Raw genomic sequence first — 15,711 nt, 5'->3', positions numbered from 1 at the left:
AACCGCGGCATTTCATCAAGCCGTATGCGCGGGTTATGGGTTCGAGCCGCGCGCACAGCCAACAGCCAATCATCCGTTCCACCGGCGCCGGCCGGCCCGTTCGGCGAACGCATCCAGTGCACTGAGCACCTCGGGTGCCCGCCAGGCCCGGTTCCGGGCCCGGTCGGTGAACTCGACGATGACGCCGGTTTCGGTGAGTGGGTCCAAGTAGCGCCGGGCGTTGCCCGTTGAGATCCCGAGTTCGCGGTGCAGTAGACGGGCATCGAGCACCGGATGCCGCAGCAACAGATCCGCAACCCGGTGCACAGCGGAGTCCCGGCGCGCGGTGATCAGCGCGTCCCAGCCACGCCGGATCGCCCGCAGCTCATCGACCAGTCGACGTCCGTTGACGACGGCCAATAGCGAAGCGGCGGACAGCCGTTCGATCATCGGCGCGGGGTCACCAGCCCGGTAGGCGCCGAGGGCGTCGAAATACTTCTCGGTGTCGGTCAGCAATCCGGCCGACACCGGCACGGTGACCTGCCGAGTGAGTCCCTTACCGCGCAGCATCGCCTGGATCAGGGAACGTCCGGTGCGGCCGTTGCCGTCGACGAACGGGTGGATCGTCTCGAACTGCGCATGGGCAATGGCGATCTGCGGCAGCACCGGTACGTCGTCGCGGCGCGAGAACGCAAGCAGATCCGCGATCGCGGCCGGGATCCGCTCATGCCTGGGCGCGATGAAGTCGGCTCCACGCGGGCCGAAACTGCCACCACCGACCCAGACCTGCTGCGTGCGCCAGCTACCGGCGCCATCGGGATCGCTGCTCTGCATTAACGCGGTGTGCATCGCCAATATCGCCGCCTCATCGAGCTGATCTGCCAGTGCCACAGCAGCTTTCATGGCGGCGGTGTTGCTGACGATCAATGCGGCGTTGCGTCGACTGGTCACGCCCAACGCCTCGGCTTCGGCGATCGCTCGCGCGGAGGCGGTGAGGTTTTCGATGTTCGAGCTCGCAGCCGATTCGCTGCGCAACAACACCGAAGAGAACGGTGCGATTTCGTCGCCCAGTTCGGCGTCGAACCTCGCGATCTCATGGCTGGCCTCCTCTGCGAGGGCGACGACACTGCCCGGCAGCGACATGTCGAGTTCGGCGATCGGGGCGGGGATGGCCGCTTGGTAGTTGCCGGCTTGCCGTTGGGCTGCGCGCAAGTCAGCCCGCCCGTAACCGGCTTCGGTCGGGGCCGGCCAAGTCAAGGTTTCGTAGGCAACCCCGGCAAGTGAGGCCATGGGACCACGTTAGCATCACTTAGCCGTATAAATGATGCTAATAGTAGGCGGGCTGCATCACTTGCCTGCGCACGTTGTCAGGCTGGTTTCCGTTTCCTTCCGCTCTTCACACCTAGAGCGCGCGGGGAAGGGACGGAAGCGCGAGCAAGGTCCTTCGGTGAGTGCCCGGACTTGTCGGTGGCCGGTCGTACCCTCACGGAAGAACGCAAAATTCGTGGGGGTCACGAGATGAGGAAGGCAATTCTGGTCGTAGTCACGGCGGTCGCCGCAGCGGTGTTGGGGGCACCGCCGGCACACGCTGACCAATACGACTTCGTGTACGAACTGGACGCCAACGGCGTCTACTACAACAACATGTTCGACGTCATCGAGCTCGGCAAGTCGGTCTGCCGCACCATCCGGGTCGGTCAGAACAGCTACGCGGTCGGGCAGGTCAACACCGGGCTGATCTCGGCGGGCTATTACGCGCCGGCCGAGCGCAGCATCATCGTCATCGCTGCGGCAAATACGATGTGCCCGGACATCTGGCCGGTGTTACGGGCACTCGCGCAAGAGTCGCAAATGCCGACAGCGGCCGCGTAGCACTACCGAAACGCTGCTCGGCACGCCGTCGTCGCGGCGCGACTCAGTGCGGCGCAAAGGATCCGGCCCGCAGTCCCGTCACCGTATCTCGCGGACGGCAAGCAGATGCTCGGCCACCGACGCGCCTTCGGAGTACTTCCGCACCTCCTGCTCGATCAGCAGATCCTGACCGGTCAGACGAGTGTGGTGCTGGTGCAGGTGCTCGCCCCAGGACCGCACGATGAACGTCTCGACGAAGACGTGCTCGCGTTCCATGCTGCGGTACAACCGCCATTGCGAGGCCCCGGTGCGCTGACGCGAACGCCCGAGTTTGGCCATCGCGGTCAGGAACTCTTCTTCGTCCTGCGGCTGCACCCGATAGGTCGTGGTCACCATCACCGGCCCGTCCAGCGGGTGCGGTTCGAACACCAACGTCGGCTCGGGCCAGTGCGTCGACGGGGTCAGGTCCAGCCGCCCGGTGTTGGCGTGCAGCGGCCACCACGCCGAGGAGACGGCGCTCAGACCCAGCAGAGCCGCACTGACCAGCAGGCTGGTCACACTGCTGGTGGCGCCGGCCAGTACGCCCCACAGCAGCGAGCCCAGCGCCTGCCCGCCCATGAACACCAGCTGGTAGACCGACAGCCCGCGGGCCCGCACCCACGACGGCAGGCTCAGCTGCATCGAGGCGTTCAGCGTGGACAGGCACAGCAGCCAGGCCGAACCGCCGAACACCAGCGCGACCATCACCACCGCGAAGTTGGGTACCAACGCCAACACCGCGGTGGTCAGCCCGAATCCGACCGCGGACAGCGTCAGCAGCGCGTTCTGGCCGAACCGGGCGCGCAGCCGGGACAACGCGAAGGCAGCCAGCACCGCCCCGAATCCCAGTGCGCCCAGCGTCAATCCGTAACCCGTGGAATCGAGCCCCAGTTGGTCGCGGGCGATCACCGGCAGCAGACCCCACAGCGCGCTGCCCGGCCCGACGAACAGTGCAGTGCGCAGCAGGATGCGCCGCACGATCCGCGAGTTGCGGATGTAGCGGCCGCCGGCGCTGAGCGCGGCCAGCGCCCGCTCCGAGGGCAGATCCTGCACCGCGGCCGGGCGGCGCCACATCAGCAGCACCGCGACGATGCCGAAGAACGAGATCGCGTTGAGCCCGAACACCAACGTCGGCCCGGACAGCGACACCAGGGCGCCCGCGATGGCCGGCCCGATCGCCCGGGCGCTGTTCATCGCCATACTGCCCAGCGCGGCGGCAGCCGGGATCTGCTCGGGCGGAACGATATCGGGCTGAATCGCCTGCCACGCCGGCATGGTCAAGGCCTGACCACAGCCGATCACGAACAACAGGGTCAACAACAGCACCGGGGTGGTCAGGCCGATACCGGTGAGGGTCGCCAGCAATCCGACCGCGGCGGCCATCGCGCCCTGGGTGGCGATCAGCAGCCGTCGTCGGTCCACCAGATCGGCCAGCACGCCCGACGGCAACGCCAGCAGCATCACCGGCAGTGTGGTCGCGGTCTGCACCAGCGGAACCAGCACCGCCGCGCGGGGGTCGTCGACCAACATCCACTGCGCGCCGACGGTCTGCATCCAGGTGCCCAGGTTGGAGACCAGTTGCGCGATCCACAACGCGCGGAAGATCGGCGAGCGCAGCGGCGCCCAGGTCGAGCCGGCTTCCTCGACGGTTCTCCGCGCCATCATGCGCAGCTCCTGGGTTCGGCCACTTCGCCAATCTAGTCACGCTCGCCGAAATTGGCGTCCGGTCGGCGGCCCGACTGCCTTTAGGCTTTGCTACGGACATCGAGAGATGAGGAGCAGATGGGTAAGTTCGCGCGTGGCTGGGAACTGACCAAGCAGAGCTGGGCGGTGCTGCAGCGAGACAAGTCGCTGGTCGCCTTCCCGTTGTTGTCGGCGTTGTTCGCCACTCTGGCGGTCATCGCGATCTGGGTGCCGGTGGTGATCTTCCAAGTCACGATGGAACGCACCAGCGAGCACGACCCGGTGCTCTACCTCGCCGCCGCCGTCACCGCCTACGTCTCGACGGCGATCGCGATCTTTTTCAACGTCGCGCTGGCCGCCTGCGTGGTGCGCGGCATGCGCGGTCAGCCGACCGGAATCGGTATCGGGATCGCCGACGCCGGTCGCCGGCTCGGCCCGATCCTGGGGTGGGCGGCCGTGGCGACGACGGTCGGGTTGATCTTGCGTCTGCTCGAGGAACGGGTGCCGCTCGGCGGCAAGATCGCGGTGTGGTTGGCCGGTGCGGCCTGGGCGGTGGCCACCTTCTTCGTCGTCCCGGTACTGGCCCTGGAAGGCGTCGGGCCCTGGCAGTCGCTCAAGCGCTCGACGGCGGTGATCAAGGACCGCTGGGGTGAGAGCGTGACCGGCACGGTGACCATCTCACTGATCACCGGGCTGATCTCGCTGGCGGTGATGTTCGGCGGGTTCGCCGCTGTCCTGGCGCTGGCCGCGATCGAGCTGAATGTGCTGGCGTTGGTGGTCGGAGTCATCGCTGCGGTGGCCTTCCTGACCGTGGCGATGGTCTCGAGTGCGCTCAACCAGGTGTTCCGGGTCGCGGTCTACCAGTACGCCGTCGGCGGTGCGGCACCTGCGGGCTTCGATGCCGAGCTGCTGCAGAACGCCTTCGCGGAACGCCGACGCCGCCGCTGAGCTCAGCCCTGCAGCACAGCCGGCTTACGGCTGGCCTGCGCCTCGGCGCGCCACTGCTCGTCTTCGACCTGCACGCCGAACGAATTGATCGCCATCGCCAACATCGCGTAGCCGCCGACGGTGAACACGAAGTCCATCCGGGCCTGCTCGTCGAAATGTTCGGCCAGCCCGGCCCAGGTGGCATCGGAGACCCGGAAGTCGTCGACCAGTTCGTCGACGGCAGCAAACAGCAACTGGGTCTGCGGATCGTCCGAGCGGCCCTCGGCGGCGGCCTCGATCTCCGTCTCGCTGATCCCGGCACTGCGCGCAGCGGTGGTGTGATGCACCAACTCGTACTCGCACTTGGTCCGGTGCGCCAGACGCAGGATCGCCAATTCGCGCGGAACGACGGGCAGCGCGGAGGTGGCGTTGAGGTGCGCGCTGAAAGGCAGATACGCCGCCGCCAAGGTGGGATTGCGGACCAGGGTGGCCAGCGCGTTGCCCGCGCCCTCGGCGTTCAAACGGTCCGGTGTGACCACGGAGGCCAGCGAGTTTCGTGACGTCTCGTCCCATTCGTGGTTGGGCAGTGGCGTCAAACGCATTGGGAACTCCTCGGCAGGTCAGGGCGGATCGCCCGCTCTCCTCGATCACCTCGAACGCTAACCGATCGGTAAGTGGCCGAACAAGCAAAGGTAAGCGAACTCACTTACCGATCGGTCAGTGCGCTGCGCAGCGTCGATCGGCTAGCCTGAGGCCCGAAGAGGACGAAGGAGCCGCCGTGCCCGCCGCAGTAGCAAACGTCGAAGAAGTCACCGACACCCGGCAGCGGATGCTGGACACCGCGTTGGCGCTCTTCGTGCAGAACAGTGTTGCGGGCACCTCGCTGCAGATGATCGCCGACGAGCTCGGCATCACCAAGGCCGCGATCTTCTACCACTTCCCGAACCGGGAGCAGCTGCTGCTGGCGGCCATGGCGCCGCAACTCGAGCAGGTCCGCGTCACCGTCGAGGCCGCCGAACACAAACGCAGCCCCGCCGCCCGCGCCGACGCCATGATCCGTGGTTACGCCGCGGTGGTGGCCCGCAACCGGGCAGTGTGTGCGGTGCTGGCGTTCGATGCGCATGTCAGCAAGGCGCTGTCCGAACAACCCGAGGCCCGTGCCCTGATCGAGCGGCAACTCCATCTGCTGACCGGCGACGATCCGAACCCGGCTACCTCAGCTCGCGCGCATGCGGTGTTCAGTGGCCTGGCCGGCGCCGCCAGTGCGGCGTCGTCGGACATCGATGACGACGAACTCGAGCAGATCCTGATCGAGATCGGCCGCCGCACCTGGGGACTGCGGGCGTCGCGGCGCCGGGGCTGAAACCAACTGCCCGCGAACAGGATTCAGCCCTGCAGCGCCCGGATCCCGGCGACGGTGTCGGCCAGCGTGGTGCGCGGATCGCGGTAGACGATGCCGAAGTCGCGCTCTGAGGGCGAATCGTCGGACGCCGGCATCTGGGTGTAGTACTGCATCCCGGCCTCGGTGAACGGCGTCTCGAACGGCAAAAACGGCCCGAGCCGGTCGAGCACCTGCCCGGCCACCCGCAGCGCGGTGTCCGGGACCGGGACGGTCAGCATGCGTTTGTCGCCGACGTCGCCGAGCAGACTGGCCAACTCAGAAACCGTGACGCGCTGCCCGCCGGCCATGTAGCGGCGCGGTCCGCGGCCGGGTTCGAGCAGCGCGACGTGCAGGGCCGCGACGTCGCGCACGTCGACGATGGTCCAGGCAGCGCTGCGTCCGGGAATCCCGCCGAGTTGCAACGCAGCGGCCACCCCTTCACCGGCCTCACCGAACTGATCACCGACCGGTGGGCCGAGCACCATGCCCGGGTAGGTGATGTTCACCGGGGCGCCGGCGTCCTGCATACCGCGCGCATAGATCTCGACCTGCGCCTTGGATTGGCCGTAGCCGTCGGTGCCGCCCACCACCGGCAGGTCTGCGGTCAAGGTCTTCAGTCCGGGATGGAACAGCGCGGTGAAGCTGGAGACGTGGATGATCGGGTCCAGGCCGAGTTTGGCGGCCCCGCCCAGCACGTTCTGCGCGCCGTCCATGTTGGTCGCCAGCATCTGCGCGGTCTGGCTCGGGTCGGTGGCCACCAGCGCTGCGCTGTGCACGACGGCGTCGCACCCGTCCAGCGCGGCCAGCGTCGAGTCCCGATCGGTGATGTCGCCGACCGCGTAGTCGGAGGTGTCCACCCCGAGCTGGGCGACGCTGGTGTCCAGCCGGGCAGGGTTGCGCACCAGGAAACGCACCGAATGCCCGGCATCGGCAATCGCTTTCGCGGTCCACCCGCCGACGAACCCGGTACCGCCGGTGACCAGAACGCGCATACTGCCAACCTCCTGAAAGTGATCTGCCCTGCACCGACGCTAGACGGTCATGCGCAGCCCGACGGTGTTTTCAGGGTCAGCCACCGTGGCCCGTCAGCTCAGCCGTCGGCTCAGGATCTCCAGGTAGGTCGCCAACGCCTGGTCGGGCAGCGGGTTGTTGTACGAACCGGCCATCAGCACCCCGACCATCGCGCCGGCGATCACCCGTCGCTCGGCTTCGTCGCGGGGGCCGTCGGGCCGGTGCAGCAGCGCCTCGGCGATGACATCCATCAACCGCATGTACTCGGAGTAGATCAGTCCCCGGGCCTCCGGCACCTCATACATCATCCGTTCGCCGGCAGCGGTGTCCGCGCGCTCCTCCTCGGACAACCCGGCGTACACCGCCGCCAGACCGTGACGGTAGGCATCCACGATGGGCAACTCAGCCGGCGCGTCGATGAACGCCTGGATGATCGGCGGGATCTGATCGTCGGAGAGCAGCAGTGCTTCCTTCACGCCGAAATGGCGGTACAGGGTGCGCGGCGACACCTCGGCGGCCTCGGCGATCTGCTCGACGGTCGTATTGGCAAAGCCCTGCTCGGCGAACAGACGGATCGCCTCGCGCCGGATGTCCAGGCGGGTCTTGGCCTTCTTGCGCTCACGAAGTCCCTCGCCCGGGTCCGGCACTGACACCACGATGCCCAGTGTGTCAGACACCGGCCGGCACCCGACCGGCCGCTGCCGACGCCGTCATCTCCTGACGCAACGTGGTGAAGTCGCTGATGGTCTTGGTCGCCACGCTGGCCACCGGGCGCGCGTCGCGGCCCTTGGCTTCCCGCTTGGACACCATCACCACCGAGTCGACGTAGGGCTGGATGGTGGTGGCGTTCTGCACGGTCGCCACGATCACCAGCTGGAAACCGAACTTGCGGAACGCCTGCAACGCCTGCTGGGCGAACTGCGGATCGGACTTGGAGAACGCCTCGTCGAGCATCAGCTGCGCGAACACCGGCCGGTTGTCATCAGCACCGGGCGCTGCGAGGTTGAAGCTCAGCGCGCCGGCCAGACAGAACGCCATCAGCTTTTCCTGCTCGCCGCCGGAGTTGTCGCCGGCGTTGCTGTGCGTGCGGATCAGCTCACCGCTGGCGGCGTCCCATTCGGCGCAGTCGAAGGTGAACCGGTTGCGCACATCCAGCGCATCCCGGGTCCAGGCCTTGTCCTCCGGCGCCGACGACGCCAACCGGTTGCGCAGCCGCAGGATGTCGGCGTACTGATCCAGGATGGCCTGCTTGTCGCCCAGGCCGACCTCGGCGATCCGGCGCGAGATGGCCCGCACGATCTCGGTCAGCTCGGCTTCGGCGGTGAGCTGACGCGGGTTGGCGCGCAACGTCAACCGGGTGCCGGAGTTGAATTCGACCGCACCCAAACCGGTGTTGACCCGTTTGATCTGCTCGCTGATCCGGCGGGTCTCCTGCTCGGCCACCCGATGCAGGGTCAGGATCGCATCCGGGGCCTGCTCGGTGACCAGCCGCATCATCCGCTCATAGGCCTCGGGCAGTTCGCGTTCGTCGATGTGCCGGCACAGCGCCACGTAGTCGTGCACCCGCTCGTCGAACACCTCGCTGTCATTCGGGATGGCATCCGGGAACGCGGTGTCGAAGGTGTTGAGGATGCGGGCCAGCTCATCGTAAGAGCGCCTGCGGTTCTCGCGCAGCTGCTCACGTTCGCGGCGGATCGCGGCGAACAGTGCGTCGCGGTGCGGTTCCGGTCCGAGCAGCTCCAGGGGCACCGGCACGTCGGCCGAATAGCGGTGCAGCAGTTCGGTCAACGGCTCGGAAACGAACGTCGGGTTCAACCGTTCGGACAGCTCAAGCAGCTGGGTGCGACGGTGATCGAGGTCGTCGCGGCGGGTCTGGATCGCGCCGCGCCGGGTCATCAGGGTCTGGATCTCGGCCCAGCATTCCTCGGCGCGCGCCGAAAGCGCCTCGATGTCAGGGTGATCGGCCAGCAGGATCTCGAACTGCTCGCGCAGCCGGTCGGCGTGCTTGTCGGCGGTCTCGGTGTCGACGTGGTTCCACTGCGGGAACTGCTCGCAGATCGCCTTGTAGGCCCCGGCCCGGTCGCGCCACTGCTGGCGTTCGGCGGCGATGTCGTCGGCGCGCCGGCGGGCCTGCTGATAGGCCTGCTCGGCGTCTGCCAGCTCGACGGTCAACGCGTCGATCTTGGTGGCCACCTCACCCTGATAGATGTATTCGGCCTGGCGCAGCGGGCGGCGGTCGTCCTTGATCGCGAGCCGGTCGGAGTCCTTGTGCAGGCCGGTGTCGGTGACCGCGCGGCGGAACCGGTCGAACACCTCGGGGGTGTCGACGCAGATGTGGTCACCGGCGGCGGCGACGATGTCGGCGGCCTCGGTCGCGCACGGATGGTGCGGGTCGACGACGAACAGCTTGCCCGCCAACGTATTCGGCTCGGCCTCGAGCGGTACCGCGCCGACCAGGGAAGCACGCACGTGGTGCAGCTGCAGCCGGCCGCGCATGTTGGTCTCGTTGACGAAGCGCAGCACCGCGCCGTAGTGCGCGTCGGGCACCAGCAGCCGCAGCCCCACCCCGCGCAGCACCTTCTCCACCGCGACCCGCCACCGGCTCTGCTCGGGACGCAGGTCCAGCAGCTCGGCCACATAGGGCAGCTCGGTGGCGTCGATTCCGACTGCCGCGCAGATGAACTCACGCATCGTGATCGCCGACTCGGGTAGCGCCGAGCCGACCTGCTCGACGCGTTTGAGTTCCTTTGCGGCGTCGTCGCGGGCCATCCGCGCCACCTTCTGCGCGTACTCGGCGTCGGTGGAGGCCTCCCGGCCGCGGTCGAGCCGGGCCAGAAGTTCGGTGGCCTGGTTGGTCAACTCTTCACGCAGGTTCCAGAACTCGTCGGCGCTTTCCGGCGCGTCCAGATCATGCGCGGCCAGCAACGCCTCGTAGGCGGCGCTGCGCCGGGAAACCTCTTCGGCCTGGGCCTCGGCGGCGGCGACCTGCGATTGCAGCGGGCCGATGCTGGAACTGGAGCCGCTGATCTGCGCGTTGAGCGAATCCGCTTCGGCCTTGGCCAGATTCAGGGAGCGGGTGACGTCTTCGTATTCGTTGCCCAGCTGGTCGATGGTCTGATCCAGCGACGCGATCTGGGCGGGGCACTGGGCCAGCCGGACGTGATCGGTGTAGGCCCGCACCATCGGCGCGTCCACCAGGTCGATGATGCCCAGATCCGAGGACTCCGAGGCGTAGCGCTGCTGGATCTTCTCGATGTCGCCGAGGATCTTGCGTTTGCGCTGCGCGACGGCCAGCAGTTCGCGGGCCTCCACCAGCGGGTCGATCTGCTTGAGCGCCTCGGGCAGCCGGGCCAGGCTTTCGGGTTCGTCGAGCATGAACTCGCGGACGAACTGTTCGAGCCCGCCCACACTCTTGAGTGACTTCGCCTTGCCCAGTAGCTGCTGGGCGGCGTCGGAGGCGCGGATGCCGATGGTGGCATACAGCTGGGCCAGATACTGCGATTCCACCTTGGTGGAGAACCGCCAGTCGTCCTTGAACACCGCGGCGTCGAAACGCCGTGCCGCCCAACGGTTGCAGACCTCTTCGATGTCGCGGTCACCGTCGGCCAGCACGAACCGGCTCGACGAGTCCGAGCGGGATTCCCCGGTCAGCCACTTGAGCACCAGGCCGGTGACGGTGCGTCCGGCGTCGCTGCGGTAGGTGACCGCGATCGCCGACCACGCGGTGCCCTCACCGCGCAGGTACATCACCTTGGCGGTGCCGCCGTCGCTGCGTTGGCCCCAGGCGCCGCGCACGTACTTGTCCACGGTGCGCCGCCCGGCACTCGAGCCGGCGGCGGTGTTGTCGCCGGAGGCGTTGAAGTTGCGCCGGTTGAACGGCAGGAATCCCAGCGAAATCGCGTCCAGCAGTGAGGATTTGCCGCTTCCGGAGGCGCCGGCGATCAGCGCGCCGCCGGCGCTGATCGGGACGTCGTGGTAGCCGTCGAACACACCCCAGTTGATGACCTGCAGGCGCGCGAGGTGGAACTGCTCAGTCATCGAGGTCGGCGTCCTGTTCTTCGTCGGTGTCGGCGGCGGCCGGGGCGCCGCCGCGCAGCAGCAGCTCGAACTGCTGCTGCAGTTCGCTGATCACCGAGGCCGTCATCACCGCGGTAATGACGGGGCTGACGGTGTAGGAGTCCTCGTCGTCGCGGCTGCGGCGCAGGATGTCCAGACCGGTCAGGCGGGTGATCGCGGCGTCGATGCGGGCGGTGAACGTGACGGTGTCGCGGTCGACGTCGTTGAGCACCCCGGAGAACATGCCGTGCATCTCCTCGCGGCTGATCAGCACGTTCTGATCCCCGGCGGCGCGCATCAGCTGGGCCAGGTGCAGCGCCAGGATCGAGTCGTAGGTGCCCAGCGGTTCACGGCGCAAAAGCTTGACGCCGCGGGCGGATTCGTAGCGGGCCTGCTCGATGAACGCGATGTCGGAGGCTTCGGCGATGCGCAACTGCAGATCCAGTTCGGACAGTCGCACCGTGAGCTGGCTGCGGTATTCGCGGACCCAGCTGTACAGGTCCGGGTCGGAGTCGGCGGAGATGTAGCGGCGGGTCAGCAGGTGTTGCAGCGCCCAGCAGGCCCGGTCCGGCAGTTCGGACACGTCGCCGTCGAAGCGGGGCCGGCGCGCTGCCGGGGTGCGGGTGACCTGGTCGACCTGCGGCAGCGACGAGAAAGCGGCCAGGTCGACGTCGGGAGTGGTGGTCATGGAGCGGCTCCCTGCAGGGTCGAGATCGGTTCGGTGAACATCAACGCCGGGACCTCCATCTGACGGTCGCGGCCGTCCAGGGACTGGAACCGCACCGTGGTCGATTCGTGCACCTGGCCGGCGCCGGGCTGTTGCAGCGCCCAGGACCACAGCACGATGACGTGGCCCAGGTAGGCCGAATCCAGCCGGTCGACGGCCTCGGGCAGCGACAGCGGGCGTTCGGTGATCGCGGCGTTGATCATCTCCGACATCGCCGGCGCGTCGACCTGGGTGGTCAACGCGGCGAAACTGGACAGATCCACCTCGGTGGTCGCGGCGGCGGCCGGTTGCGGTGCGGACAGGTCGCCGATCCGAAAGCTCAGCGCGCCAACCGAACTGATGGCATGCCGAGCCAGCGGGAGTTCGAGGTCGAGGCGTGAATCGGTGAGCGAGGACTTGAGCAGGTTGCGGGCCGCGCCGATCGCCTCGTTGAGTTGGCGGGCCACGCCGCGGCTCTGTTCCAGCGTGCCGAACGCGGTGAACCGCTTGACGCGCTGCGCGCAGCGCTGCTGGATGCGTTCCACCTCGTCGATCTGCTGGCCGACCAGTTCGAAGAAGCCGGCCATCACCTTGCGCAGCGCGGGGTCCAGGGCCGGCAGCGCGTCGGCGACCGCGGCGACGTCGGCCTCGAACTCGGCGCGCTGATCCGGGTCGTTGATCATCCGCAGGAACGCGCGGTGGCTGTCGCGGCCCTGGGAATCCCAGGCGGCCTGATAGTCGGCGTACATCTGGCGTTGCCGGTCGCGGTATTCGGCGTTGGAGTCGATCGGCTCGTCCAGGGCGGCGGTGGCGCGTTCGATCATGGTGCCGTACTGGCCGATGTCGGTGATCAGCCGTTCCATCTGCAGCGCGATGGCGCGCGCCTCGTCGTAGGAGTCGGTCAGATCGAGTTCGGGTCGCTCGGCGGGCGCGCCGTTGGCGAGGTCGTCGAGTTGTCGGTGCAGGGCAGCGATTTCGGCTTCGATGTGCGCGCGGATGCGGTCGGGGTCGGTGCCGACGCGCAGGGCGACCTGCTTGAGCCGGGCGGCGATGCCGTTGATCGAGCCGCCGGTGGCGATGGTGTCCTGGCGGCGCATGCCGCGGACGAAGTCCAGGGCGCGGCGGGCCTCCTGGGTCAGGTGGCACAGGTTGCGCTCCTGGCCGGAGCGGGTGTCGGCGACCCGGTGCAGCCAACCCTGGCTGGCCCAGTTCTTGATCAACGCCAGGGCCGATTGGCCGTCGCCGAGTTCGGCCAGGTCGCGTTCCAGCGCCACCACCAACTCGGTCTCTGGGGTCACGCCGCCGGACAGGTGACGTTCCATCAGGGTGGCGTACAGGTTCAGGTTGGTCGCGGCGAGCAGCCGCACCGTGGGGGAGGACTGGATGTCGCGGTTGAGTTCGAGCAGGTCGGCGGCGGTGGTGGGTGCGGAGGCGCTGGTGGTGGACGGCGGTGCGGAGGCGCTGGTGGTGGGCGACGTGGGCTCGTTCACCTGCATCCTCCCTGCTCGCACTGTGCTCTTGTCGGTGTCGTACGGGCCTGCGTGTGCGGGCTCGGCCGGTCCAACTTAGGGCACCCGGGCGACATCTCCGGGCGACGACGACGTCAGCGCGGGGCGTGTCGGGCGTGTCGTGTCACAGGGGTCTCAGGGGTTGCTGTGGTCACTTTGGTTTGGGGCGTCGACGGTGCCGCGACCACAGTCTTGATGTGCGAGTTGGAGGAGATGGGTGCAGTGGAGAACATAGGTCTTGCGGTGCAAGGGGGACGAGTTGCTTCGGGTTGCGGGTGTTCTGCGCATCCCGCCATCTTGTCCTTGCACAGCTGACATGGAAGCTGTCGATGAATGGACGACGTTCTGCTGTTCAGGCCTCAGAGCACGCGGAACGGGTTCGGCACCGTTGATGATACTGGGGAGGGGTGCGCGTCAACTTGTCGGTGCAACAGTCCATAATCGTCGCTGATTGACGGGGGTGATGATATGTCCCCCGCGTGCGTATGGCTCAGTGACGAGGGGGATCGGTGACCGGCGACCAAGAAACAGTGAACGAGCGGTTGGTGCAACGGGCGGTCGCCCTCTTCACTTTTCTTGGCCGCGCCCAGGAACAGCTGGTCAACACCGTCCGTACCGTCGAGAAGTATGACCGCACAGTCTGGTTCGGCATGTTGCCGGAGCATCAAGCGATCCGGCCGGCGCACCGGGTGGCTGAACTCGAACCGGATGCGCCGCTGCTTACTGTCGATCGAGTCGCCAAACTCGATCCGCCGGCAGTCCCGGACGGCGTCGACGCATGGCTCGACGATGCTATCGATGACGCGAACAAGCCGCCGACCATCCGGGAAGCTATCTACACCCACGATCCGGCACTGGCACCTGCAGAGAAGGAAGGGCGCGGCGCAGGACCGTGGCGGGTAGTGCTCGATGAGCATCCAGCCATCCGCGAAGCCTTCGACAATTGGCTCGTCGACTGGGAACTGTGGGCCGAGCGTGAGCGGCGCGACGCCGCGGCGCGCGACGTCTATAAAGAGCTCTTCGGTCTCCAGGTGACTTCCGCCGAACACAGCGAAGAGTTCGAATTAGTCATCGGCGTCGGCTGCTTGAGCTGGCAACCCGAAGATCACCCGCGGGTGCTGCGCCACGTGGCGACAGCACCGGTGGAAATCCGCTTCGACGAAGTCTCCGGGCGTCTGACCGTGGCGAAGGCGAGTGCTCAGGACGCGGTAAGCGTTGAGTTGGACATGCTCGATCCCGCAGTTATCCCGAACCCCGCGAAGTTGGACGAGGTCAAAGAACTCGCCTCAGCCTACGAGGGCCACCTCCTGGACAAACTGGCGATCGGTGAGATCTGTGGCCGGCTGATCCATCGGCTCGACCCGGACGCTGAGTACGACGACGAGGTCGCTGCACCGACGGGAACCGAACCACGTGCCGCATTCGCCCCAGCGCTGATCTTGCGGCGGCGCACCAACCGGGGATTGGTTCAGATCTACGAGCAGATCATCGCGCAGATTCGCGATGCCGGTGAAGTACCGGAAGGTGTCCTCCCGCTGATCGACCCAGATCGGCAGCCCGCGGCGACCGAGGGTACGTCGACGTAGGGGGCCGTCGTCACGGTCGACGACGAGGACTTTCTCCCATTGCCGGTGAACGACCGACAACGCCAGATCATCGAGCGGGTCGATAGCCGCGCCCAGACCGTGGTGCAGGGCCCGCCGGGAACCGGAAAGACACATACGGCGGCAGCGCTGGTGTCGCATCTCCTCGCTCAGGGCAAACGCATCCTTATTACGGCGCAAAGCGACCGGGCATTGCGCGAGGTTCGGGACAAGCTGCCGCAGGAGATCCGATCGCTGGCAGTCGCGGTGATCGGCCAATCTCGTTCCGACATGGCGGATCTGCGTACTGCCGTCGACACCATCTCGCGTTACGCCGACGACTTCGATGCCGATGAATCCCGCCGCAAGATCGCGCGGTATCTCGATACCATCGACGATCTGCGTCGGCAACGAGCGGCCACCCGCAACCGACTGCTGGTCGCACGGGAACAAGAGGTGCAGTCTCGTACGGACGGGCCCGTCTCTGGAACCCTCGCCGCAATCGCCTTCGAACACTTGCAGAACCAGCAGCAGTACGAGTGGATTCGGACCTTCGAGGTGGACCACGACGGCGTCGGGACGACGGTGTCCACCGCTGAGATCGAGCGATGGCGCAGTCTCCTTTGCAGTGAAGATCTCGCTGCCAACGAGGATGAGGCTACCCGTGCGCTGCCGAACCTGTCGGAACTTCCAGCGCCGCAGGACTTCGCGGAAATGGTTGCCACCGAAGCGAAGGCGGCGTCGCGAAAGGACGGCTTCGCCGAACTTTTCGCACACGAGTCATTTGACTTCGTCCGGCAACTCGCTCCCCAACTCCGCGACGAACTGCGTACTCGGGTCTCCGCGCTGGCCGAAAGCGCACTCAGCATGGAACGACGCAACGAAGCCTGGATGGACGAGGCATTGCGTGATGTGCGCAGCGGCCGCCAGCAGACCTGGATTGGCCGGTCCAAACAGGTGAAGTCACTCACGCAGGCCGCGGGGGTA

Annotated in this window: 13 protein-coding genes; 5 read left to right on the top strand and 8 right to left on the bottom strand. The window is 67.2% G+C overall.

Annotation, left to right across the window (positions count from 1 at the left end):
- Positions 1–69 precede the first annotated feature (69 nt).
- Positions 70–1,269: a Fic family protein gene (locus AC5Y3P_RS18325; RefSeq protein ID WP_500047351.1), complete on the bottom strand. Its 1,200-nt coding sequence runs from the start codon at positions 1,267–1,269 to the stop codon at positions 70–72.
- Between the two features lie 228 nt (positions 1,270–1,497).
- Here AC5Y3P_RS18325 and AC5Y3P_RS18320 point away from each other — a divergent pair, with 228 nt between their 5' ends.
- Positions 1,498–1,851 carry a DUF732 domain-containing protein gene (locus AC5Y3P_RS18320; protein ID WP_500047350.1) on the top strand — a complete coding sequence of 118 codons (354 nt, stop codon included), beginning with the start codon at positions 1,498–1,500 and terminating at the stop codon, positions 1,849–1,851.
- A 78-nt stretch (positions 1,852–1,929) separates the two neighbouring features.
- Here AC5Y3P_RS18320 and AC5Y3P_RS18315 read toward each other — a convergent pair whose 3' ends face one another.
- Entirely contained in the window at positions 1,930–3,531 is a 1,602-nt protein-coding gene (locus AC5Y3P_RS18315) for an MFS transporter (RefSeq protein WP_500047416.1), read from the bottom strand.
- Between the two features lie 120 nt (positions 3,532–3,651).
- On the opposite strand from AC5Y3P_RS18315, the gene AC5Y3P_RS18310 reads away from it, so the two are divergent.
- Positions 3,652–4,500 (top strand): DUF6159 family protein, encoded by an 849-nt coding sequence (locus tag AC5Y3P_RS18310; protein ID WP_500047349.1) that lies wholly within the window; start codon positions 3,652–3,654, stop codon positions 4,498–4,500.
- A gap of 2 nt (positions 4,501–4,502) precedes the next feature.
- Here AC5Y3P_RS18310 and AC5Y3P_RS18305 read toward each other — a convergent pair whose 3' ends face one another.
- On the bottom strand, positions 4,503–5,081 hold the full coding sequence (locus tag AC5Y3P_RS18305; protein WP_500047348.1) for a carboxymuconolactone decarboxylase family protein: 579 nt from the start codon (positions 5,079–5,081) through the stop codon (positions 4,503–4,505).
- 176 nt (positions 5,082–5,257) lie between these two features.
- Here AC5Y3P_RS18305 and AC5Y3P_RS18300 point away from each other — a divergent pair, with 176 nt between their 5' ends.
- Entirely contained in the window at positions 5,258–5,842 is a 585-nt protein-coding gene (locus AC5Y3P_RS18300) for a TetR/AcrR family transcriptional regulator (protein WP_500047347.1), read from the top strand.
- A gap of 23 nt (positions 5,843–5,865) precedes the next feature.
- Here the strand turns inward: AC5Y3P_RS18300 and AC5Y3P_RS18295 are convergent, their stop codons facing one another.
- The 5 genes from AC5Y3P_RS18295 to AC5Y3P_RS18275 all read right to left on the bottom strand — a co-directional run bounded on the left by AC5Y3P_RS18295 (position 5,866) and on the right by AC5Y3P_RS18275 (position 13,129).
- Positions 5,866–6,852, bottom strand: a complete 987-nt coding sequence (locus tag AC5Y3P_RS18295; RefSeq protein WP_500047346.1) for an SDR family NAD(P)-dependent oxidoreductase — start codon at positions 6,850–6,852, stop codon at positions 5,866–5,868.
- A 93-nt stretch (positions 6,853–6,945) separates the two neighbouring features.
- Positions 6,946–7,524, bottom strand: coding sequence for a TetR/AcrR family transcriptional regulator (locus AC5Y3P_RS18290; RefSeq protein WP_500047415.1), 579 nt, complete (start codon positions 7,522–7,524; stop codon positions 6,946–6,948).
- 16 nt (positions 7,525–7,540) lie between these two features.
- Complete coding sequence (locus AC5Y3P_RS18285) at positions 7,541–10,909, bottom strand: ATP-binding protein (protein WP_500047345.1); 3,369 nt, start codon at positions 10,907–10,909, stop codon at positions 7,541–7,543.
- Entirely contained in the window at positions 10,902–11,615 is a 714-nt protein-coding gene (locus AC5Y3P_RS18280; RefSeq protein ID WP_500047344.1) for a DUF4194 domain-containing protein, read from the bottom strand. Before AC5Y3P_RS18280 ends, AC5Y3P_RS18285 begins: the two co-directional genes overlap by 8 nt.
- Complete coding sequence (locus AC5Y3P_RS18275) at positions 11,612–13,129, bottom strand: DUF3375 domain-containing protein (protein WP_500047343.1); 1,518 nt, start codon at positions 13,127–13,129, stop codon at positions 11,612–11,614. Before AC5Y3P_RS18275 ends, AC5Y3P_RS18280 begins: the two co-directional genes overlap by 4 nt.
- A gap of 521 nt (positions 13,130–13,650) precedes the next feature.
- On the opposite strand from AC5Y3P_RS18275, the gene AC5Y3P_RS18270 reads away from it, so the two are divergent.
- Together AC5Y3P_RS18270 and AC5Y3P_RS18265 are read left to right on the top strand one after the other, a co-directional pair.
- Positions 13,651–14,727 carry a hypothetical protein gene (locus AC5Y3P_RS18270; RefSeq protein ID WP_500047342.1) on the top strand — a complete coding sequence of 359 codons (1,077 nt, stop codon included), beginning with the start codon at positions 13,651–13,653 and terminating at the stop codon, positions 14,725–14,727.
- A 45-nt stretch (positions 14,728–14,772) separates the two neighbouring features.
- A partial coding sequence (locus AC5Y3P_RS18265) for an AAA domain-containing protein (RefSeq protein ID WP_500047414.1) occupies positions 14,773–15,711 on the top strand: 939 nt, incomplete at its 3' end.

It is taken from the genome of Mycobacterium sp. NGS45 (assembly GCF_059812645.1).
The sequence above is the reverse complement of the archived record's forward strand: the minus strand, read 5'-3'. Positions and strand labels throughout refer to the sequence as shown.

Excerpts from the sequence above, each read along its gene's own strand:
- AC5Y3P_RS18305 (WP_500047348.1), bottom strand. The coding sequence starts at position 5,081 with ATGCGTTTGACGCCACTGCCCAACCACGAATGGGACGAGACGTCACGA.
- AC5Y3P_RS18325 (WP_500047351.1), bottom strand. The coding sequence starts at position 1,269 with ATGGCCTCACTTGCCGGGGTTGCCTACGAAACCTTGACTTGGCCGGCC.
- AC5Y3P_RS18285 (WP_500047345.1), bottom strand. The coding sequence starts at position 10,909 with ATGACTGAGCAGTTCCACCTCGCGCGCCTGCAGGTCATCAACTGGGGT.
- AC5Y3P_RS18310 (WP_500047349.1), top strand. The coding sequence starts at position 3,652 with ATGGGTAAGTTCGCGCGTGGCTGGGAACTGACCAAGCAGAGCTGGGCG.
- AC5Y3P_RS18315 (WP_500047416.1), bottom strand. The coding sequence starts at position 3,531 with ATGGCGCGGAGAACCGTCGAGGAAGCCGGCTCGACCTGGGCGCCGCTG.
- AC5Y3P_RS18320 (WP_500047350.1), top strand. The coding sequence starts at position 1,498 with ATGAGGAAGGCAATTCTGGTCGTAGTCACGGCGGTCGCCGCAGCGGTG.
- AC5Y3P_RS18280 (WP_500047344.1), bottom strand. The coding sequence starts at position 11,615 with ATGACCACCACTCCCGACGTCGACCTGGCCGCTTTCTCGTCGCTGCCG.
- AC5Y3P_RS18275 (WP_500047343.1), bottom strand. The coding sequence starts at position 13,129 with ATGCAGGTGAACGAGCCCACGTCGCCCACCACCAGCGCCTCCGCACCG.
- AC5Y3P_RS18295 (WP_500047346.1), bottom strand. The coding sequence starts at position 6,852 with ATGCGCGTTCTGGTCACCGGCGGTACCGGGTTCGTCGGCGGGTGGACC.